The sequence below is a fragment of the Providencia sp. PROV208 genome (assembly GCF_028479465.1).
In the GTDB taxonomy this organism is placed as follows: domain Bacteria; phylum Pseudomonadota; class Gammaproteobacteria; order Enterobacterales; family Enterobacteriaceae; genus Providencia; species Providencia alcalifaciens.
The window spans coordinates 193,103-214,626 of record NZ_JAMPNS010000016.1; the positions used below are offsets into that span (position 1 = coordinate 193,103).

Genomic DNA, 21,524 nt, shown 5'->3' on the forward strand with positions numbered 1-21,524 from the left:
TAACTATCGTTGTCTATATTGCAACGTCATGCTTCACGCTCATGACGTAGCTGTCTATCACCGTCTAATACGAGTAGATTGCTCAGGTAACTCGAAAAACGCGACAGTATCGACCAAGTTATTCGCTTGATCTTCAAGTGCTGCGGTTGCACTGGTTGATTGCTCGACCAACGCGGCGTTTTGCTGTGTAACAGAATCCATTTGGCTAACCGCAATAGCGACTTGTTCAATACCACGGCTCTGCTCATTCGATGCAGAAGCAATGTTCCCCATTAATTCAGTGACCTGATTAACCGCTGCCACTAATTCATCCATGGTTTGCCCTGCTTCATTAACCAGCTGAGAGCCTTGATTTACACGCCCAACAGACTCATCGATTAATCCTTTAATTTCTTTCGCTGCCTCTGCACTACGTTGTGCTAACGCACGAACTTCACCTGCAACCACAGAGAATCCACGACCTTGTTCACCGGCACGCGCAGCTTCTACCGCCGCATTCAATGCAAGAATGTTGGTTTGGAATGCGATACCGTCAATAACACTAATAATGGCGCTAATTTTTTGGGAACTGTTAGAAATTGCCGTCATCGTGTCAATCACACCAACGGTGATTTCGCCACCTTTGGTTGCCGTACGTGAAGCACTTACCGCTAATTCACTGGCTTGACGTGCGTTATCCGCGTTCTGTTTAACCGTCGCAGTTAACTCTTCCATACTCGCAGCTGTTTCTTCTAATGACGCCGCTTGCTGTTCGGTTCTTGATGATAAATTATTATTGCCTAAAGCAATCTCACGAATACCCGTATACATTTGGTCTGTATTCGAGCGAATTGAGGTGACCGTTTTCGCTAATGACTGCTGCATCACTTTTAATTTTTCGAAAACATCACCAATCTCGTCACGGAAATTAATTTCAATATTCTGATTTAGTTTTCCTTCCGCAACGTGCATAAAGTGTTCACTCATGCTATTTAATGGCGAAATCACTTTACGTTTTAACCAAAGGTGCACGACAGCAATCACACAGAAAATGATGACAACCACCGTGAAAAATGAAGTCCAAGCGAATTGGTTATAAAATCTAGCGTCAGCAATTGATTCATTACTTTCAGTATTTAAAACAGAAAGATAACCATTAATAACACCAATCAGTTCGTCTTGATTTTGTTGAGCGGGTAAGTTGATATACGCGGCAACATCGTTATTATCCAGTGTGCCCCTCAGCGCTTTTAGCGTGACGACAAACGCATTGTATTTTTCTTCTAATGAGCCGAGATTTTCTTTTTCACTCAGCACTGGCTGAGTTTTAAATTCGTTATAGGATTTATTGGCTGCGACTAAATAGTTATCGAAAACACCACGGGTTTCTTCGATTAATGGAACGTGGTCACCGACTTTCATCAGTAAAGCAATTTGGGTCAGGCTATTACGTGCCTGCATTAAGTTTTTGCTGGTTTCTTCCAATAATGCGCGTTTTTTAGAACCCATATCGATGCGTTCTAGTGCATTTAATTCGCTGTTCACTATGCCGACAGAAACGCCGCTTGACGTTAACTGCATGCCACAAAACAGGATCAGGAGTAAGTATAAGCTCACTGAAATTCGGATATTCTTTCCTAACATATTTAATCCCCTACTTATGTCAGCCAAAAATTTGGCTCTTTTTAATTATCGAGCTTAAACATATAAAAACGCTGTGAGAGAAACTCTCACAGCGCCAGATCAGATTTAGCCTTAAAAGGTTTCCCAGTTATCGTCATCTTTATGATTTTTCGATGCGATTTTGGATAAATCTGGTGTTTTAACAATATTAGATACTGTTCTTGGTGCAGGTTGTGCGTTGCGTACTTTTGCTTGATCCATTGCAGGTAAACGGAAAATGGAGATCAACTGAGAAAGCTTAGCGACTTGCTCTTCCAGTACATTTGCAGCAACAGCAGATTGTTCCACCAGCGATGCGTTTTGTTGAGTGACTTTGTCCATCTCTTCAACTGCGATGCTCACTTGTGAAATGCCTTTGCTTTGTTCATCTGACGCGGTTGCGATGTGCGTCATGATGTCAGTAACACGAGTGACTGAGTCGACAATTTTTGTCATTGTTTCGCCAGCATTTTCTGCTTGACGAGCCCCTACGTCTGTTCTAGAAACAGAGTCTTCAATCAAGCCTTTGATCTCTTTTGCTGCATCTGCGCTGCGTTGAGCAAGACTACGAACTTCATCAGCAACCACCGCAAATCCACGACCATGTTCACCAGCACGCGCGGCTTCAACGGCAGCGTTCAGTGCAAGAATATTGGTTTGGAAAGCAATGCTGTCGATAACCGCGGTAATATCAGAGATTTTTTGCGAGCTATCTGCGATGTTGCGCATGGTATGAACCACGTTAGACACCACTTTGCCGCCTTCTTTTGCAATAACAGAGGCTTGGCTAGCGAACTCACTGGCTTGATGCGCGTACTCAGTGTTTTGTTTAACCGTCGCCGTCAGTTCACTCATACTTGCTGACGTTTCTTCTAAGCAAGCCACTTGCTGCTCGGTACGCGAAGATAAGTCATTGTTACCCGCTGCGATTTCAGTGGTACCCTGATAGATAGTTTCACTGCCATCCAGTACACCACGAACCGTGTTGATCAGCTCTTGTTGCATGTGTTGGGCACCACGCGCTAACTCACCAATTTCATTGTTCGCTGAGGTATCAATTTTTGGCGTTAAATCCCCTGAAGCGAACACTTTAATGCGCTCGATCAGTGTATTTAATGGCTCAGTGATCCCTTTACGTACATAGCGATAGCTAATCACGCTGATCACCGCTAACAGTACCGATAAAATAACCAGTAAATATAGAGATTGACGGTAATTGGATTCTGCATTCACCACTTCATTTTCAAAATCTGAAGAAATTTCACCAAAATAGAGACCAAACTGCTCTTCAAATTTGGCTTGTAACCCTGAGGTTCTATGCGCATAGAAGCCGTTTAAGTCCCCCTTCTCTGCATATTCCGCCAATTTGGTTAATGCAACACGGTAATCCTCGTAGGATTTCAGTAAGTTATCAAATAACCCCTTATCCACATCTGCGTTTGCCATCAACTTTCTGTAGCTGTCATACGCTTCATCGGCGGCTTTAAATTTACCTTTCGCTGAAGCAATAAGATCCGCAGCAGAAGCATCATCTTTAATGCTTAACTCTTCTAATAAATACGCGTTAATGGAGCGGTTTAAGTCAGAACGAGCTTGCAATAAGTTGACCCAGCTTTGAGTCAGAACGAGTCTTTGGCGTTGGAGAGAATTCAAATAATTAATACTGTCGCTGTTATCGCCGAGTTTGGTAAACATCAAACCACTCGATACCAGCTGCAATAAAATAAATACAAAAATAACGGACAAAAGTCCTGATACGATTTTAATTCGACTGTACATGGTGTTTTACTAACATAGTGTTGTTGTAGTTTGGATATCGGACAGTTGCTCAAAAACTTTAGTTAATCACTTACCATTTTTGAGCAAATTATCAGCGGATTTAACTGCGCATTATTCCGCGATGTTGTCGATTAACGCCATTTCTTCGCTGGTCAATAACTTTTCAATATCAACCAAAATCAACATGCGCTCCCCCACAGTACCTAACCCTGTTAGATACTGAGTCGATAACGTCACAGCGAAATCTGGCGGCGGTGCAATTTGTTCTTCATGTAGAACTAGCACATCAGAAACACCATCAACCACAATACCAACAACGCGATCTTTTAAGTTCACAACAATGACGACGGTATTGTCGTTGTAGACCACATTTTCATGGGAAAACTTAATACGTAGGTCGATAATTGGAATAATCACGCCACGTAAATTGGTTACACCTTTGATAAAATCTGGGGTGTTCGCAATCCGTGTCACTTGCTCATAACCGCGGATTTCTTGCACTTTTAAAATTTCGATGCCGTACTCTTCTTCACCAAGCGTAAAAATGAGGTAGCCTTCGCCATTCTTTTCTTCTTCAAGCTTATTTAAATCGTCATCTAACATAGACATAGTATATAACCTCTATTTAGTGCATTACTGGTTGAGAAACAGGCTGTTTCTTATTAATCAAAATGTTATTGTTCATTCTCTGCAATTCCGCGACATCTAAAATCAATGAAACAGAACCATCCCCCATAATGGTGGCAGCAGAAATGCCTGGAATTTTGCGATAGTTGCTTTCGATGTTTTTCACCACGACCTGCTGCTGACCAACCAATTTGTCAACTAACAAAGCAAAGCGATGTCCCGCGTTTTGAATGATTAACGCAATGCTGTTTGCCAAATTCGGCTCTGCGTGCTGAATGGAAAAGACGTGATGTAACTCGACCAGTGGTAAATACTCGCCACGCACTAACAACATTTTTTCTTCACCCGCAAGACGATAAATATCTTCTGGGCGTGGCTGTAATGTGCTGATAATCGCACTGAGTGGAACAATAAAGACATCGTCACCCACTTTGACGGACATGCCATCCAGAATGGCTAACGTCAGTGGCAGCAAAATACGAATGATGGTGCCCTTACCTTCGGTGAAGCCGATTTGTATGCGCCCACCCATATCTTGGATATTTCGTTTAACCACATCCATCCCTACGCCGCGACCTGAAACGTCTGTAACTACTTCAGCCGTTGAGAAGCCCGGTGCCATGATCAGCATAGCGACTTCATCGTTCGTCATGCCATCATGGACATTCATGCCTTGGGAGCGTGCTTTTGCCAGAATACGTTCACGGTTCAACCCTGCGCCATCATCCCGAACTTCGATACAGATATTGCCGCTTTGGTGAGCGGCTGAAAGTGTTAACGTTCCCGCTTCTGGCTTACCATTAGCTAAACGAACTTCAGGTTTTTCAATTCCATGGTCAAGGCTGTTACGTACAAGGTGGTTAAGTGGGTCAACAATTCGCTCAATGAGGCTCTTGTCTAATTCGGTTGAGCTACCTTCCACTTTAAGTTCAATTTTTTTGCCCAGTTTAGACGCGATATCACGCACCATACGTGGGAAACGGCTGAATACGTAGTCCATCGGCATCATACGAATCGACATTACCGACTCTTGTAATGCACGAGAATTACGCTCTAATTGAACAATAGAACTGAGTAAATCCGCATATTCGTTTTGATCGACCTGCTGACTATGCTGAGTCAACATCGACTGGATAATCACAAGCTCACCAACTAAGTTGATCAGTTGGTCCACTTTCTCAACCGCAACACGAATGCTGCTAGAATCCCCTTTTGGTTTCGCTGCAGCGGCTTTTTTAGCGGCAGCAGATGAAGCCGAGGCAGAAGATGAAACCGCTGCTGGAGCCATAGTCGGCGCAGGTGCTGATACAGCCACTTTCGCAACATCAACAGCGGGTACAGCCGGGTTTTCTACCATTGCCGCTAACTCTTCTACGGTTGCTTCCAGTTCTTCGAGGGTTGCCGCCACTTTACTTTTCTGGCCATTGCCTTGAGTTGCCTGTTGGCATTCTTCAAAACTTATTTCGCTATGTTGGATCTGTGATTCATCCACCACAAAACACAGCACACCGCAAATATCGTCAATATCAGTATTCGTGCCCAGCCATGCTTTTAAACTCGAATCACTTTTTTCTGATCCATACAAGCTACCAAATAGACCAAGCTCATCAGCCAGTACATCAACTTCAGTGGATTTCAGGGAATTCAACGTGATGATGAAATAGTGAGAAAACGCATTGTCCGTCAACGCAGCATGGGTTTGCATTCCCATTTCTGATGCAGAATCCGCTTCCTCAGTGCTGTCAGTATCGGCAACCGCGATAACCTCAGCGACCCGCTCTTCTTCGCTGACTTCTTCAACCGTATGCTCGACACTTTTAAGCACGTCGCAGATACGTTTAAAGGTTTCATCATCGGGTAATGAATCGTTTTTATAAGCATCTAACTGGGATGCCATCACATCTTTAGCATCTAAAAAAACATCGATAATGTCTGGCGTTAATGTCAGTTCATCGTGACGTGCCTTATCGAGCAAGTTTTCTAAGGTATGAGTGGTATTTTGCAGATGAGTGAAACCAAAGGTTGCTGCCCCACCTTTAATCGAGTGGGCACTGCGGAATATGGCATTGAGTTGCTCACTATCAGGGTCAATAGGGTCAAGCTCAAGTAAATGCTGTTCCATATCCCTAAGCAACTCGTCGGCTTCATCGAAAAATGTTTGATAAAACTCGGTAATATCCATGCTTTTTATCCAATTGCGCTTAAGTTTCACTTAACACTGACTGCCGGATAAATCCGGCAGTAGTGAGATTCGGGTTATTATGGGTTTATGTCATTGCTGCTTATCAGGTGATATCGCCACCTTCACAGTGACGACATCACTATTTGCCGGTATTGGCACATCTTGTGGGGCTTTTTTCAGCACGTCGTTAATCGGTGTCGCACCATCGTATTCATGTAAAATTTGATTTGTTTCATCTTCATTTAACACGATGATACTGATCCGCCGGTTGACGGGTGCTAAGCCATTCTCTTTATCTAAATGGATAGATGACGCCATCCCCACGACACGCAGAACTTTTCGCTCATCCATTCCCCCCATGATCAACTCACGACGAGAAGCATTTGCTCTATCCGATGAAAGTTCCCAGTTGCTGTAATACGCTTCACTTGCATACGGTAGATCATCCGTGTGTCCTGAAATACTGATACGGTTTGGTACATCATTAAGCAGTGGAGCAATTGCGCGCAAAATATCTCGCATATAAGGCTCAACCGTTGCTGAACCCACTTTGAACATTGGTCTATTAGCGCTATCAACAATTTGAATGCGTAAACCATCGTTGATCATGTCAATCAATAAATGCGGTTTTAATTCATTTAAGCGCGGGTCTTGTAAGATCGCTTGTTCGAGATTTTCTTTTAATTTTTCAAAGCGATAGTTTGCATCACCAGAGATGATGTTATTGGGTTCTGGCATCACATCACCATCACGGAAAATCGGATCTTTTCCACCACCCGGAATGGGGTTAGTGGCATCACCGCTTTTAGCGCCAGGGTTGATTGCTGTACTCAGTGGAGTACGAAAATATTCTGCGATTTTTGTTAACTCTTGAGGACTGGAAATGGAGATCAGCCACATAACCAGAAAGAACGCCATCATCGCCGTCATAAAGTCAGCATAAGCAATTTTCCATGCTCCACCGTGAGCATGTTGCTGATGACCGCCTTTTTTCTTGACGCGTATAATTTGAGGTCCGTTGGCTGCCATGAGTCATTACTCCTCGGTAGTTTCTGTTGCACGATTACCGATTTTCACTTCACGGACTTTGTCTTCCAGCTCCATGAATGACGGTCTATCTACGCTAAATAAAACTTTGCGTCCAAATTCAACTGCAATTTGTGGGGCATAACCTTGTAACGAAGAGAGGAAAGTGACTTTGATGCATTCCATCATTTTTAATTGCTCGCTACTGCGCTGACGGATTAAACTCGCCAGCGGCAAAATAAACCCATAAGCCACTAAAATACCAAGGAAAGTCCCTACCATTGCATGAGCAATCAGAGCACCTAATTCGCCAGCAGGACGGTCTGCGGCTGCGAGTGCATTGACCACCCCCAATACTGCCGCCACAATCCCAAACGCAGGCATAGATTCTCCCACCATGTTCAGTCCTGACGCCGGTACTTCATTTTCTTGGCGGAATGTTTCGAGCTCTTCATCCATTAGCGCTTCAATTTCATGAGCTTGTAGATTACTTGTCACCATCAAGCGCAAATAATCCACAATAAACATCATGGCTGTTTTATCTTTGAGAATGCGCGGATACAGAGCAAAGATTTCGCTCTCTTGTGGGTTCTCGATATCTTTTTCGAGCGCAAGAAGACCTTGTTGGCGAGATTTATTTAGAAGTTGAAATAACAAAGCCATCAAGTCCATCGACATGGCTTTGTTGTAAGAAGAACGACGGAAGAGTCCTGGTAATACTTTGCATAATGCAACGATGGCTTTACCACTGTTACCTACAACAAACGCGCCTAGACCAGCACCTAAAATAATAACAAATTCAGCTGGTTGGTACAGCGCGCCAAGATGACCACCGACCATGACATAGCCACCGATAACAGCAGCTGTAACAATGATATATCCGATGAGTATTAACACAGTATTCCCTTTCACTCCGTTAGTTAACAGATGGCAGTCAAAGGGAATATGAGGAAGGACAGGCAATCTACTTGCCTGTTAACCAAATTAATCCAATTACATTACCGCTTTGGTAATGCCATCTTGTCGATATTCCGTAATATCGGCGAGATGCTCGGAAAGTTTACGTTTTTTTATCGCTCGTGATGGTGGCTGGCACAAGCTACACGTAAAACTATTTTCAGGAATGTGTGCATAGGTGATAAATGAACCACTACAACAATTGCAATCGGAACATTGCAACATGCCACTTTCCACAAAACGCACTAGAGTCCAAGCGCGAGTTAATGCCAAAATCGGCTCATCACCCTCATTTGGTGAACATTGTTCGAGATAAAGTCGATATGCTTTCAGGATGGCATCAACCCCTTCACATTGACCTGTTTTTAGTAAAAATTGGTAGGCGTTATAAAACATGGAAGAATGAATATTTTGTTCCCATGTCATGAACCAATCTGTTGAGAAAGGGAGCATCCCTTTTGGTGGTGGGCAGCCTCTGAGCTCTTTGTATAAACGCACTAGACGTCCACGACTAATTTGAGTTTCGCTTTCTAACATTTGGAGACGAGCCCCAAGAGAAATTAATTCCATTGCCAAACGAATATCATTAGCTTCCTTGACAATACTTTTTTCAGCTACGCTACTCATCTTTTTCTCGCTATATCTGAATCGGACTCATTATGCGTTTGCAATAATCGAGTCGATAGAAGGATACCCGTATGAATTTGTTGCAATTCATCGACTCGAGATTCTCGGGTAAGTTTTTCAATGGTGTCACTATTTTCAAATCTAAACTGGCAGATTAGCTGATTTGTTTCCGCTAATTTAACCAATTGAGGTAATGAAAGTTCTGCTAAAGTGTTTGCCATTGAATCTGAAATCCCGAGTCTAAACATGGCAGTGGCTTTTTCCTGGGAGATAAGCTTTTGAGCTAAAAGCAAATATGAAAGATTAATATCGTATATATGCTTCAGAAAATCAGTGGTAGAGCTCATTTTTTTATACCTTTCGAATAATTATTAACATCTGTATGCACAAAGAACAAATATCAATTTGAGCCAAATGTGTTAGCCAAAATTTTAAATATGAAAATAATTAAAGCTGGATAGCGTAATCCGTTACTATCCCATGAGATCCGTTGAAATACCCAGTTTGGAGTATATAAACACATAGGTTCAAACTTAAATTAAATATATTTCCTGATTACCTACAACAATAACGAGTGGCTAAAAATTTAGCATTTTCAGTAAATCTCAGAATATACCGATTTCATTATTAGCCGTTAATTATTATGCACCACTAAATTAACTATTCAAGACACTTATGTTTCTTTTTGGTCTATCGGGATAATTATCCATCTATATATTAGCAATTCTTTATTACAACTATATCTTAACCCTACTTATCTCAAATATTCGCAACATTTAGATTCACCATAAGCGAAATACTAGTATTTTAAGCAAAAATCTCACACATATAAGGGGATTTATAAGCAATAAATACCAAGCATAACCAAAGAATCTACATATTGATCTAAATCAATATTCATCACTCCTGTAAAAAAGCCATTTCTTTAAATGGATTAGTAATATCGGTAACTTAGGAATAAAAATTAAGCATTATTTTTCAATGCCTTTAATCTAAATTGCCAACTTTAATCAAATTAATTCAATTGGTTCTTGGTTTGATTAAAGCTAAATTTGTCATACATATTATTATTCCAAAACAATTTTATATTAATTAAACTTAACTGTATTAATATTAGCCAATGGCAATAACATTAAAAAAACTAATTAAGTTCATTTTATATACAGCTAATACTATTAAAAATTTCTGATAAAAAGGACCTAGATTTTCACCGTCTATTGGCATATTAATATGCAAAAATGTTATTTTTGTATGACAAAATCATTTTAATTAAATTAACTTTTCAAACATTTGATTAACCTTTTTTGCTATTATTTTTTGCATAAAAAAATCAGTCTACAGCATTAGTTAGCGTACTGAGTTATTGATTAAAGGAAAAAATAGAAAAACTAATTGCCATTATGCTAGCGAATTTATTAGCAATATTATGCTCATCTAAATTAACCACTTTAAGGTGTAAATCCAAAATCATGACAGTATAAATATGACTTATGTAAATAAGTAATTTAACTTATTACTCCAATGGACATATCGCCGTTTATTCATCAGTTAGTAACAATTAATGATTATAACATTATGTTACTATATACTTTTATTTTAACAAATCACTTAACCACAATGACAAAATTACGTATAACTGCTTATTCGAATTTAGATTCAGATGCATTCTCAAATGTTTTATTTAAAAAATTATATGGTGACTAAAAGGAGAAATTTGGCATATTGATACTGAAGTTTGGCTGGATAAAATATTGTTAAAATTGCGAGTTGAATCACAAAGAGAAACAGGCATTACATGGTGTTTCATTATGAAACGAGTCTAGTTTTTCATCAAAACGTAAGCCTTGAAGAAAAAACGTTCAATTCATGTATTATCACCGTTCATTTTTCATTTTATTAACAGTCATCTTATTGCCTATCTTGTGAGGTTTTGTACTCTTTATTTTATAAAGAGACTTATTTTTGAGGTTAAATATGTTTAGTTACTTAGCAACAGTTGAATTTGTAGAAGATGAAGGTGTATACGAAATTAATTTTTGTGACTTCCCAGATATTCAAGGGGTCACTTATTGTGCAGAAGATGTCGAATTAGAAGCCCAAGAAACATTACTTAACGCATTTTCAGAACTGATCACATCAAGAAATCCGATACCGCTTCCCCATAATTCGGCACCAGATGCATTCATTGTTCATTTGCCTATATTAAGTTGCTTAAAAATAGCATTACATAATGCATTGATTGAAACACAAACTCCGCGCAGCAAAATGGCGCGAACACTTAATATAAATGCACAACAGATTGAGCGATTACTCGACCTCCAATATGCTTCAAAAATTGAGACATTAGAGCAAGCATTATATGTGGTGGGCTATGACGTGAAAGTGACTGTCAACAAATTATGCTAGCCATATAAAGAAATCAGTAACCCGCGGTACCCCACAAAAACAAAAAGCCACTTAATATATCTTATCGATAAAGTGGCTTTCAGCTGATATTACAGCGCTATTCAAATGGGTTGTTGGGGGTTCGAACCCCAGACCGAGCGATTAAGAGTCGCCTACTCTGCCAACTGAGCTAACAACCCGATGCATATTATTTAGCGCCTCATATTTGGCACAGTCAATATTATTCTGCTACTTTTATTGCTTAGGTTAATTTTTAGTTACTAATGTTAAAATAGAGAGGTAAATCGTTGGTAAAACCATCACTCTCCCTATCCTTTGTAAATTTTTTCTTACTCCAATTGAGATTTATGTCACAATATTTCGAGCAAACACCGCCACAAACTAAAAAAAATAGTGTGGGTTAACATCACAATGACTATCGGACAAATAATTGTATGGAAGAAAATGCAACAACAACCGCCTCTCGGCCATCATCTGACCGAAACCAACTAAAACGCAGTCTCAGCAACCGTCACATCCAATTAATTGCTATTGGTGGTGCAATTGGAACGGGACTATTTATGGGATCAGGGAAAACAATCTCTCTTGCGGGTCCCTCCATTATCTTCGTGTATATGATCATCGGCTTTGTGCTGTTTTTCGTTATGCGAGCGATGGGAGAATTACTTCTTTCTAACCTTGATTATAAATCGTTCAGTGATTTTTCTGCTGATTTAATCGGACCTTGGGCGGGCTTTTTTGTCGGCTGGACCTACTGGTTTTGCTGGGTGATTACGGGAATAGCCGATATTATCGCCATCACCTCGTATGTCAGTTTCTGGGTGCCTAATTTCCCTGAATGGGTCACTTCATTTATTTGCGTTGCCACCCTACTCACACTTAACTTGGTCTCCGTTCGACTGTTTGGTGAGCTGGAGTTCTGGTTTGCAATGATAAAAATTATCGCAATTGTGACATTGATCGCTGTAGGCGGTACGCTAATTGCCATGAATTTCCAATCACCAACGGGACATACTGCGTCCCTAAGTAACATTTGGAATGATGGTGGCATGTTCCCAATGGGACTTAGTGGCTTTTTTGCAGGATTCCAAATCGCAATTTTTGCCTTTGTGGGTATTGAATTAGTAGGAACAGCCGCAGCAGAAACCCGTGATCCAGAGAAATCACTGCCAAAAGCGATTAACGCTATTCCAATTCGCATCATAGCATTCTATGTACTATCCCTGATTGTCATTATGGCAGTTACGCCTTGGCGTACCATTTTGGCAGATAAAAGCCCTTTCGTAGAAATGTTTGTGCTGATAAGCCTACCTGCCGCAGCAAGTATCGTGAACTTTGTTGTGCTGACCTCTGCGGCGTCATCTGCGAATAGTGGCGTTTTCTCTACCAGCCGCATGCTGTTTGGGTTATCAAAAGAAGGTGATGCACCAAAACAATTTAGCCAATTATCGAAAAAAGCGGTCCCTGCTACAGGCTTAATTTTTACCTGTATCTGCCTAAGCTTTGGGATCGTGTTGATCTACTTCATCCCAGATATCATGCATGCATTTACGTTGGTGACAACCGTATCCGCCATTCTGTTTATGTTTATCTGGAGTATGATCTTATTAAGCTATTTGAATTTCCGTAAACATCGCCCAGAAAAACATGCCGCATCTCGCTATAAAATGCCTCTAGGTATTTTCATGTCGTGGGTAAGTTTAGCCTTTTTTGCATTCATGGTGGTCTTACTGGCATTCCAGCATGACACCCGACAAGCATTGATTGCGACACCGTTATGGTTTGCCATTCTATTTATCGGTTATCAAGTGGTAAAACGCCGTAAACCACGCTGATTATCCACTCGGTAAAATAAAAGGCTGGAAGGTTTCCCTTCCAGCCTTTTTATTATCAATAAAATATTAATCAAAAAATAAACGATTCAATCATCAATTACTTCTGATTATATTCGGCCTCCGCCTCATCAAAACGTGCTTGGGCAGCTGCACTTGGGGCTTTTGTAACTAAACTCACAACGATAATGGCAATAGAAGCAAAAATAAAGCCAGGGATGATTTCGTATAAACCTAACCACTTAAACTTCATCCAGACTAATACTGTTACCGCACCAATAATCATCCCCGCCAGAGCTCCCGTGCGAGTCATGCGTTTCCACATAACAGAGAGTAAAACGACTGGACCAAATGCAGCACCAAAGCCTGCCCATGCATTACTCACTAATCCTAGTACTTTGTTATTAGGATCTTGCGCAATATAGATAGCAATCGCAGCGACTAACAACACCATCCCACGCCCTACCCACACTAATTCTTTTTGGCTTGCTGACTTACGGAAGAATGGTTTGTATAAATCTTCTGTTAATGCACTCGCACACACTAATAACTGGCAACTTAACGTACTCATTACCGCGGCTAAAATTGCGGATAACAAGATACCAGCAACCCACGGATTAAATAGAAGCCCAGCCAATTCCATGAAAATACGTTCGTTATTTTTCATCACAGAGCCAGCTAATGCAGGATTATTTTCAAAATATGCAATCCCAAAGAAACCAACCGCAATCGTTCCACCTAAACATAATGTCATCCACGTCATACTAATACGGCGCGCGGAGCGAATAGTACGGTGAGAATCTGCCGCCATAAAACGTGCGAGGATATGAGGTTGTCCAAAGTAACCCAGTCCCCAACCCAACAATGATAGGATGGCAACAAAGTTCATTCCCTTAAACATATCAAGGTACTCAGGGTTTTTAGCTTTAATAACTTCAATCGATGTATCTAACCCACCCAGAGATAAAATAACCACAATTGGCGTTAAAATTAGGGCAAAAATCATCAATGATGCTTGTACGGTATCTGTCCAGCTAACAGCTAAGAAGCCCCCTAAGAAGGTATAAGCAATGGTCGCTAACGCTCCTAACCAAAGGGCTTTGTCGTAGCTTATGTTAAACGTACTTTCAAATAACAACCCACCCGCAACAACGCCAGATGCACAATAAATCGTAAAGAAAACTAAGATCACCACCGCAGAAATAATACGTAAAATCTTACTATTATCCTCAAAACGACTCGTAAAATAGTCAGGTAGCGTTAACGCATTATTGTTTTTCTCGGTTTGTACACGTAAGCGACCCGCCACAAATAGCCAGTTCAGGTATGCGCCTAAACATAAACCAATAGCAATCCAACTTTCAGAAATTCCTGCGAGGAAAATGGCGCCGGGTAAGCCCATCAATAACCACCCACTCATATCCGAAGCCCCTGCTGATAATGCGGTAACCACACTACCTAAACTTCGTCCTCCTAGAATGTAATCATCAAAATTTTTCGTTGAGCGATAGGCTAAATAGCCAATCAATAACATACCCGTGATATATACGATGAACATAATGATCATCGGAGTGCTTACAGTCATCCTGTCGTCTCCATAATGCGTCTATTTTAACGTTATCTTTATAATTTTCTTTGATAACTTTTAATCTCAAGGTGTTGCACTTAATTGCACAATTCGGCATTTTTGATGCACACCTTATCTATGTTGTGATTGTTTGTGTTGCAATAACTCTATAACTTTGCCACATCATGCTAGACAGACTCAGATGCATTTAACAAGAAATTAACTATTTTTCGTTCAATAAATAAAAGACACATCACAAATGTTAAACTTTTAAGTCAAATTCTTAATTAAGTGATTAACTTACCATCATCAGCCAATTATCTCTAATTAATTGATATAAAACAAAATTAATTAACACCAATAAATTGACATCATTAATTGCTGATAAAAATAAGAGTTGTTTCACATTTTCTTCACATGCCACATTAACAATGTTGCACAAAGTTGCACAAAGTTGCAACATCATCATAATGGTGTATAACTTTTGGTATTTAACACCTGTGAAAAGGAAGGAATTAAGATGAGTAGCACAACAACTATGGGTGTGAGACTTGATGAAGAAACTCGTGACCGCATTAAAGCAGCCGCTCAACGTCTTGATCGCACATCGCATTGGCTTATTAAGCAAGCTATATATAATTATTTAGAGCAACTCGATAACAACCAAATTATACCTGAATTATCAACGGTTTTGGATACAAAAGATCAGAATTTAAGTGATGATACTTCATCAGTTGAAACCCTTTATCAACCCTTCCTTGAATTTGCTGAACACATTTTACCTCAGTCAGTGAAGCGCTCCGCGATCACCTCCGCTTACCGTATTCCTGAGACCCAAGCCGTTCCTATGCTGTTACAACAAGCAGAACTGCCACCTGAACAAGCTGATGCAGCGCATAAATTGGCTTATTCCATCGCAGAAAAATTACGTAATCAAAAAAATGGCGTAGGTCGTTCCGGTATAGTTCAAGGCTTGCTCCAAGAGTTTTCGCTGTCTTCTCAAGAAGGCGTGGCATTAATGTGCCTAGCCGAAGCATTATTACGTATCCCCGATAAAGCGACTCGAGATGCCTTGATCCGTGACAAAATTAGCACGGGTAACTGGCAATCTCATGTTGGGCAAAGCAGTTCCATGTTTGTCAATGCGGCAACATGGGGACTGTTATTTACAGGAAAATTAGTTTCTACCCACAATGAAGCAAAATTGTCTTCATCGTTAAATCGCATCATAAGCAAAAGCGGCGAACCACTCGTACGAAAAGGCGTCGATATGGCGATGCGTTTAATGGGCGAGCAATTTGTGACGGGTGAAACTATCGCTCAAGCCCTTGCCAACGCACGTAAATTGGAAGATAAAGGTTTCCGCTATTCCTATGACATGCTAGGCGAAGCTGCGTTAACTGAAAAAGATGCTCAAGACTATATGGTCTCTTACCAACAAGCTATCCACGCGATTGGTAAAGCATCTAACGGGCGCGGGATCTATGAAGGGCCAGGAATTTCCATTAAATTATCCGCCCTGCATCCACGCTATAGCCGCGCCCAATATGCCCGTGTGATGGAAGAACTCTATCCACGTCTGCTATCTTTAGTGATGCAAGCTCACCAATACGATATTGGGATCAACATTGATGCAGAAGAAGCTGACCGCTTAGAGATCTCGCTAGATTTACTCGAAAAACTGTGTTTTGAGCCACAATTAGCAGGTTGGAACGGAATTGGTTTCGTCATTCAGGCTTACCAAAAACGTTGTCCATTTGTCATTGATTCTATTATTAATCTTGCTGAACGTAGCCAACGCCGATTAATGATCCGTCTGGTTAAAGGTGCTTATTGGGATAGCGAAATTAAGCGTGCACAAATTGATGGCTTAGAGGGTTACCCTGTTTATACGCGTAAGGTATATACCGATGTTTCGTACTTAGCTTGCGCGCGTAAATTACTTTCTGTACCAAATTTAATTTACCCTCAGTTTGCGACGCATAACGCACATACCTTATCAGCGATTTACCAAATTGCCGGTAAAAACTACTACCCTGGTCAATATGAGTTTCAATGCCTACATGGCATGGGCGAGCCATTATATGAACAAGTTGTTGGTAAAGTGGCAGACGGAAAACTCAATCGCCCTTGCCGTATTTATGCTCCCGTTGGAACGCACGAAACCTTACTGGCTTATTTAGTACGTCGTTTATTAGAAAATGGCGCAAATACCTCCTTTGTAAACCGAATTGCAGATGCAACTATCCCATTAGATGAGCTAGTCGCTGATCCAGTGAAAGACGTTCGTGAACTGTCTAAAGCGGAAGGACAAATTGGTTTACCTCACCCTAAAATCCCATTACCTCGTGATCTCTACGGCACTCGCCGCGTCAATTCAATGGGTTTAGATTTGTCTAACGAACACCGCTTAGCCTCACTGTCTAGCGCACTATTAAATGCGGCTACGCAAGAAAAAGTGGCAGAGCCTCTGCTTGGGGGTGAATTTATTGCCCAACAAGCACTGCCTGAAGCGGTTGCAATTATCAACCCAGCTTGCCATCGAGATATCGTGGGTAAAGTTCGTGAAGCGAATGAACAAGAAGCAGAGCATGCGCTTAATATTGCAACAGATGCTGGGGCAATTTGGTTTGCAACACCTCCCTCTGAGCGTGCAGCTATCCTCTTACGAGCTGCCGATATCATGGAACAACAGTTACAGCCATTATTGGATGTACTCGTGCGTGAAGCAGGAAAAACCTACACAAACGCCATTGCTGAAGTACGCGAAGCTGTCGATTTTCTAAATTATTATGCAACACAAGTCCGTGAAGACTTTGATAACAATACACACCGACCTCTCGGTCCTGTGGTGTGTATCAGCCCGTGGAACTTCCCGCTCGCTATCTTCTCTGGACAAATTGCGGCGGCGTTAGCGGCGGGTAACACTGTGCTGGCAAAACCTGCGGAACAAACACCATTAATCGGCGCCATTGCGGTCTCCATCATGCACCAAGCGGGTATTCCTCGTGATGTTTTACAATTTTTACCGGGCAAAGGGGAAACTATTGGCGCGAAATTAGTGGGTGATCAACGCGTTCGTGGCGTGATGTTCACGGGTTCCACGGAAGTGGCGGGTTTACTACAGCGTAATATTGCAGGTCGCTTAGATGTTCAAGGTCGCCCAACGCCATTAATCGCTGAAACCGGCGGCTTGAACGCAATGATTGTTGACTCTTCAGCGCTCACTGAACAAGTGGTGACCGATGTTGTGGCCTCAGCTTTTGATAGCGCGGGTCAGCGCTGCTCCGCTTTACGTATCCTTTGTGTTCAAGAAGATGTCGCTGACCGAACAATTCGTATGTTAAAAGGCGCAATGGAAGAGTGTCGTATGGGCAATCCAGAGCATATCTCAACCGATATTGGTCCGGTTATCGACAGTGAAGCCAAAGAGAATATTGAACAGCATATTCAGCAAATGCGCAGCAAAGGCAAAACGGTCTTCCAAGCAGTATTTACCAATAGTCAAGATCAACAAGAACAAGCTGAAGGAACTTACGTTAAACCAACGCTGATTGAACTCGATAACATTGGCGAACTGAAAAAAGAAATTTTCGGGCCAGTTCTGCATGTTGTTCGCTTCAAACGTGATGAGTTAGACCATTTAGTTGATCAGATCAATGCGGCGGGCTATGGGTTAACACTTGGGGTTCATACCCGTATTGATGAAACAATCAATCAAGTTGTTGCAAAAGCGAAAGTGGGTAACCTATACGTTAACCGTAATATGGTGGGTGCTGTTGTTGGAGTTCAACCGTTTGGTGGTGAAGGTCTTTCTGGTACAGGTCCAAAAGCAGGCGGTCCACTTTATCTATACCGTTTATTAAGTGAACGCCCTGAAAATGCAGTATGTCAAACGTTGGAACAACAAGACAACTACCTGCCTATGGATGCGAGTGCGCGTGCTGAGTTATTAGCACCATTTGAAGCATTCTCCGCTTGGGCTCAAAAACAACAAACAGGTATTGAACAAAATGTTATCGAGCAATTTGCTCGCTTAACACAAGCGGGAACATCGCGTTTATTACCCGGACCAACAGGTGAGAAAAATACATACACCCTACGTCCACGCGGCACTATTTTATGCCTTAGCGATAATGAACAAGATTGCTTAATCCAATTATCTGCAGTACTTGCCAGTGGCTGCCAAACATTGTGGGCAAATAGCGATTTACATCAGAAGATCTTTAAATCACTGCCAGAAAAAGTTCGCAAAACAATTTCGTTCACTAAAGATTGGCAAAATGCCGTTGAGCCAATTGAAGGTGTGATTTACCACGGAGACAGCGATCAATTGAAACATGTTTGCGAAGTTATTGCTAAACGTAAAGGACCTATTATCTCAGTTCAAGGCTTTGAGCGTGGCGAAACGAACTTATTAATTGAACGTTTGGTTCATGAGCGTTCTTTAAGTGTGAATACCGCCGCAGCAGGTGGAAATGCGAGCTTAATGACTATCGGATAATATACAAAAAGCCTGAGTTTCCAACAAACGTACATACGGTGCGGGAAAACTCAGGCTTTCACACTTAAATCTATTCATATATGCTCTTTTGTCGTCGTACTTTCCTAATATTCACTATAATTTTATTTATAAACTTATCTATTTATCTATAAATTTAATTAAATAGCTCCTATTAATTTTTATATTTCATTATTATATTTAATCATAACAGTTGGATAAATTTAATTCTAAAACTGTTTAGTTAATGATTTTTTTATTCTTAATTATTTAAAAATAAAAAAGGTGCCCTATTGGACACCTATTGGCTTATTTTAGTTTTAAAAACAATTGTATAACCAACTATTTTTATTAACTTAAAATATTTTTAGTTTTTTTCTGACTGCCAGCTTAAATATTGCTCATACTTACGTAGCGCAATATTGTAATTACTAAACGCTGAATCAGTCATTTTATCGCTCAACTCTTCTTGCACTTTACTTGCCGTAAAATTCTTCATTGAAAAGTTAGAGGATGATAGTAGCTCATCTAAGCGGCGTAGACGAACAACGTACTCGCGAACGGTGCTATGACTCATTTCTGTCTGTAGGAACAAATACTGTTTAAAAGACATAATATCGAAATAGTCTGTATTACTATTACAGAAAATCTCGCTACAAAAACGACAAAGTGCTGTAAATTGCCCTTGAAGTTCACCCCAAGCCGCTTCATCAACCAAATCGGTCATGTCAGCAATAGCTTCTTTATTTAAGATGCCATCATTGAAAACGAGGGAGATGCGATCAAGCGTTTTATTACAGTGCGCACAATGAGTTTGGCTGTGTTTAAAATCTTTAATATAACGACTTAAAGGCCGTTTCTTTACAATAGAAGCAGACATAATGGTAAAGCCCTGTGTGTAATTTAAAAATAAAAAGTAACAAGATAAATCCGGTTACATACATACCATGCCCATAGCATTAATGAATGTCTGCTATGTTGCATATCGAGATAAGCGTAATGCCTTATCTCATTTCCTTACTTTCCCTTTGTAAGGTGGATCCTTCTGGGAATGTAGTGTAAGAAAATTTATTTCCCTTTATCCGACGCATTCTAACCTGTCTAAAACACTTTGGCGAATTTCTTATGAGAGTAATTTTGCACGCAAATTTGACCTAGCGTCAACCAAATGAACCTAGTCGTTGTTAACCAAAATAGCAAAATTTTGCCTCTTAAAAGCCAAAAATCGAAAGGAGAGTACCCTTGGAGGCAGAGACTTTACCTGATAACCCCCTTTAGGTTCAAAGAAAATTTAATTTAAAAATCAATATTATATAGTGAAAAGCATTTTATTGATAAATTTGTGATACAGCTCACCTTTCACTTCTATAATCGCATTTTAAATGTACAGCAATTAATTCTATAAATATTCGATAGTCCAGCTTTATCAGTAAAGTGTAAATTATTTTTTACGCTAATTCTCAATTTTAATTATTTTTACTGTATATGAAAAAAAGTTATTAATATCACAATAAAAGTTATAAGGAGTTTAACTTTTCCGTATTTGATAATAGTTTTAGTTACTTTTACTTAACGTATTTTTTACATAACAATCAACTACTCAATAAGGTCTTTATGCTGTTAATCCATATCATGAGGTGATCTCAGGAATCACTACGTATTTTTACTCGTGGTTCTTCCTTATGTTTCATACACCACAATATTCGCTTAAGAAATTCACTAGATAATTATCATTACAAAAGTCATTTATAAAGCATAAATTTTTATATTAAAAATTAACCATATGAATTAATTATCAATTTCCTTTTTAGGATTTGTTACATTGATAAAAGAAGTTCCTCTTATATACTTAATTTGCTTTATATATAAATAATTTTAATAAGGTTGATTATGAAAAAGATGATTTTAGCTTGTGGACTGGGTTTATTGGCACTGACAATCACTGCGTGTTCAGAAGAAGAGAAAAAGGGTCAAGTTGCAGGCGCAACTGAAACTTGTAATGCTTACTTTGCTGAAGTTGATAGCTTAATTGCTAAAGCTTCTGAAAACCCACAAGCCAAAGCTCAATTAGATGCGATGAAAGACCAGTTAGAAGAAGGTAAAAAGCAAGTTGCCGCTTTACCTAAAGACCAACAAGATCAAGCATGCCAGCAAGGCATTGATGCTATGAAACAAATGAAAACAGCTTTAGGTCTGCAATAAGCCTTTCCTATTCTGTTATTTAAAGAGCCTAATTGGCTCTTTTTTATTGTCTAATATCGCTACTTTCTTATCAAACTGCTTTTTGCAAGTATATTTTATAGAATTCTCTTATATTATCCTCTTTATAACATATAAAAGGATTTATATATGCTTTCCGTACAAAAAATTGATTTAATA

The 21,524-nt window shown here is 40.2% G+C and carries 14 protein-coding genes and 1 tRNA gene; 4 read left to right on the forward strand and 11 right to left on the reverse strand.

Annotated features, from left to right (window positions below; translation table 11 throughout):
* Positions 1–57: 57 nt before the first annotated feature.
* The 8 genes from PR766_RS13595 to flhD form a co-directional block, all read right to left on the reverse strand.
* Entirely contained in the window at positions 58–1,623 is a 1,566-nt protein-coding gene (locus PR766_RS13595; protein ID WP_006657493.1) for a methyl-accepting chemotaxis protein, read from the reverse strand.
* 111 nt (positions 1,624–1,734) lie between these two features.
* Entirely contained in the window at positions 1,735–3,420 is a 1,686-nt protein-coding gene (locus tag PR766_RS13600) for a methyl-accepting chemotaxis protein (RefSeq protein WP_006657492.1), read from the reverse strand.
* A 111-nt stretch (positions 3,421–3,531) separates the two neighbouring features.
* Positions 3,532–4,029 (reverse strand): chemotaxis protein CheW, encoded by a 498-nt coding sequence (cheW, locus tag PR766_RS13605; RefSeq protein ID WP_006662059.1) that lies wholly within the window; start codon positions 4,027–4,029, stop codon positions 3,532–3,534.
* 16 nt (positions 4,030–4,045) lie between these two features.
* Positions 4,046–6,229 (reverse strand): chemotaxis protein CheA, encoded by a 2,184-nt coding sequence (gene cheA, locus PR766_RS13610; RefSeq protein ID WP_006662060.1) that lies wholly within the window; start codon positions 6,227–6,229, stop codon positions 4,046–4,048.
* A 90-nt stretch (positions 6,230–6,319) separates the two neighbouring features.
* Positions 6,320–7,258: a flagellar motor protein MotB gene (gene motB, locus PR766_RS13615; protein WP_006657489.1), complete on the reverse strand. Its 939-nt coding sequence runs from the start codon at positions 7,256–7,258 to the stop codon at positions 6,320–6,322.
* A gap of 6 nt (positions 7,259–7,264) precedes the next feature.
* Positions 7,265–8,152 (reverse strand): flagellar motor stator protein MotA, encoded by an 888-nt coding sequence (gene motA / locus PR766_RS13620; protein ID WP_006662061.1) that lies wholly within the window; start codon positions 8,150–8,152, stop codon positions 7,265–7,267.
* Positions 8,153–8,248: 96 nt separating this feature from the next.
* Positions 8,249–8,839: a flagellar transcriptional regulator FlhC gene (flhC, locus tag PR766_RS13625; protein WP_006657487.1), complete on the reverse strand. Its 591-nt coding sequence runs from the start codon at positions 8,837–8,839 to the stop codon at positions 8,249–8,251.
* On the reverse strand, positions 8,836–9,186 hold the full coding sequence (gene flhD / locus PR766_RS13630; protein ID WP_006657486.1) for a flagellar transcriptional regulator FlhD: 351 nt from the start codon (positions 9,184–9,186) through the stop codon (positions 8,836–8,838). Before flhD ends, flhC begins: the two co-directional genes overlap by 4 nt.
* 1,627 nt (positions 9,187–10,813) lie before the next feature.
* Between flhD and PR766_RS13635 the strand changes: the two genes are divergently transcribed.
* Positions 10,814–11,245 carry a hypothetical protein gene (locus PR766_RS13635; protein ID WP_036979119.1) on the forward strand — a complete coding sequence of 144 codons (432 nt, stop codon included), beginning with the start codon at positions 10,814–10,816 and terminating at the stop codon, positions 11,243–11,245.
* A 106-nt stretch (positions 11,246–11,351) separates the two neighbouring features.
* Here PR766_RS13635 and PR766_RS13640 read toward each other — a convergent pair.
* A tRNA-Lys gene (locus PR766_RS13640) sits at positions 11,352–11,424 on the reverse strand.
* A 255-nt stretch (positions 11,425–11,679) separates the two neighbouring features.
* Between PR766_RS13640 and cycA the strand changes: the two genes are divergently transcribed.
* On the forward strand, positions 11,680–13,080 hold the full coding sequence (cycA, locus tag PR766_RS13645) for a D-serine/D-alanine/glycine transporter (protein WP_154636457.1): 1,401 nt from the start codon (positions 11,680–11,682) through the stop codon (positions 13,078–13,080).
* 97 nt (positions 13,081–13,177) lie between these two features.
* On the opposite strand, the gene putP is transcribed toward cycA, so the two are convergent.
* Positions 13,178–14,662, reverse strand: a complete 1,485-nt coding sequence (putP, locus tag PR766_RS13650; RefSeq protein ID WP_006657483.1) for a sodium/proline symporter PutP — start codon at positions 14,660–14,662, stop codon at positions 13,178–13,180.
* A 502-nt stretch (positions 14,663–15,164) separates the two neighbouring features.
* Between putP and putA the strand changes: the two genes are divergently transcribed.
* A complete protein-coding gene (gene putA / locus PR766_RS13655; protein ID WP_006662065.1) occupies positions 15,165–19,148 on the forward strand; it encodes a trifunctional transcriptional regulator/proline dehydrogenase/L-glutamate gamma-semialdehyde dehydrogenase in 3,984 nt (1,327 codons plus the stop codon).
* A gap of 364 nt (positions 19,149–19,512) precedes the next feature.
* On the opposite strand, the gene fliZ is transcribed toward putA, so the two are convergent.
* Positions 19,513–20,025: a flagella biosynthesis regulatory protein FliZ gene (gene fliZ, locus PR766_RS13660; RefSeq protein ID WP_006657480.1), complete on the reverse strand. Its 513-nt coding sequence runs from the start codon at positions 20,023–20,025 to the stop codon at positions 19,513–19,515.
* 1,010 nt (positions 20,026–21,035) lie between these two features.
* Between fliZ and PR766_RS13665 the strand changes: the two genes are divergently transcribed.
* The gene (locus PR766_RS13665; RefSeq protein WP_036979117.1) at positions 21,036–21,347 is read left to right on the forward strand and encodes a DUF5339 domain-containing protein; all 312 of its coding nucleotides are present in this window, start codon (positions 21,036–21,038) and stop codon (positions 21,345–21,347) included.
* Positions 21,348–21,524 lie beyond the last annotated feature (177 nt).

Coding starts and splice junctions, on each gene's coding strand:
- PR766_RS13595 (WP_006657493.1), bottom strand. CDS start 1,623: ATGTTAGGAAAGAATATCCGAATTTCAGTGAGCTTATACTTACTCCTG.
- PR766_RS13600 (WP_006657492.1), bottom strand. CDS start 3,420: ATGTACAGTCGAATTAAAATCGTATCAGGACTTTTGTCCGTTATTTTT.
- cheW (WP_006662059.1), bottom strand. CDS start 4,029: ATGTCTATGTTAGATGACGATTTAAATAAGCTTGAAGAAGAAAAGAAT.
- cheA (WP_006662060.1), bottom strand. CDS start 6,229: ATGGATATTACCGAGTTTTATCAAACATTTTTCGATGAAGCCGACGAG.
- motB (WP_006657489.1), bottom strand. CDS start 7,258: ATGGCAGCCAACGGACCTCAAATTATACGCGTCAAGAAAAAAGGCGGT.
- flhC (WP_006657487.1), bottom strand. CDS start 8,839: ATGAGTAGCGTAGCTGAAAAAAGTATTGTCAAGGAAGCTAATGATATT.
- flhD (WP_006657486.1), bottom strand. CDS start 9,186: ATGAGCTCTACCACTGATTTTCTGAAGCATATATACGATATTAATCTT.
- PR766_RS13635 (WP_036979119.1), top strand. CDS start 10,814: ATGTTTAGTTACTTAGCAACAGTTGAATTTGTAGAAGATGAAGGTGTA.
- cycA (WP_154636457.1), top strand. CDS start 11,680: ATGGAAGAAAATGCAACAACAACCGCCTCTCGGCCATCATCTGACCGA.
- putP (WP_006657483.1), bottom strand. CDS start 14,662: ATGACTGTAAGCACTCCGATGATCATTATGTTCATCGTATATATCACG.
- putA (WP_006662065.1), top strand. CDS start 15,165: ATGAGTAGCACAACAACTATGGGTGTGAGACTTGATGAAGAAACTCGT.
- fliZ (WP_006657480.1), bottom strand. CDS start 20,025: ATGTCTGCTTCTATTGTAAAGAAACGGCCTTTAAGTCGTTATATTAAA.
- PR766_RS13665 (WP_036979117.1), top strand. CDS start 21,036: ATGAAAAAGATGATTTTAGCTTGTGGACTGGGTTTATTGGCACTGACA.